This window comes from Pseudoalteromonas sp. S3776 (assembly GCF_005886915.1).
Taxonomy (GTDB): Bacteria; Pseudomonadota; Gammaproteobacteria; order Enterobacterales; family Alteromonadaceae; genus Pseudoalteromonas.
In genome coordinates, this window is record NZ_PNCU01000102.1 from 1 (window position 1) to 452 (window position 452).

A 452-nucleotide genomic window follows, 5' to 3' on the forward strand; every position below is an offset into this window, starting at 1 on the left:
AATAAACAAGACACCCATCTTAATTTTGCAGTTTAGCAAACGTAGTACTAGGCTTTTGTCAGTATAAAAAACGAGCAGGGTGTCTTATGGCAATTGCAAGAAAGCGACAAGTAAGTTTGGTTGATACAAAATATTACCACTGTATCTCGCGCTGTGTTCGACGTGCTTTTCTGTGTGGCGAAGACCACATTACAGGTCAATCTTACGAGCATCGACGAGGGTGGGTTGAAGATAAGTTGCTTGAATTGGCCAAGATATTTTGTATTGACGTCTGTGCTTATGCAGTTATGAGCAATCATACACACTTAGTGTTATATGTTGATAATAAAAAAGCGAATAGGCTTAATGATAAGGCGATTGTTATTCGGTGGCACAAGCTGTGCAAAGGCACCGTACTTACGCAAAAGTACATACAGGGCGAAAAGCTAGGCAAAGCAGAGCTTATCTTTTTT

1 protein-coding gene is annotated in these 452 nt (G+C 40.0%); it reads left to right on the forward strand.

Features of this window, described 5'->3' with window-relative positions:
- Positions 1-86: 86 nt before the first annotated feature.
- Positions 87-452, forward strand: a 366-nt coding sequence (locus tag CWC16_RS19330) for a transposase (protein WP_138542685.1), incomplete at its 3' end; no start/stop codon positions are given.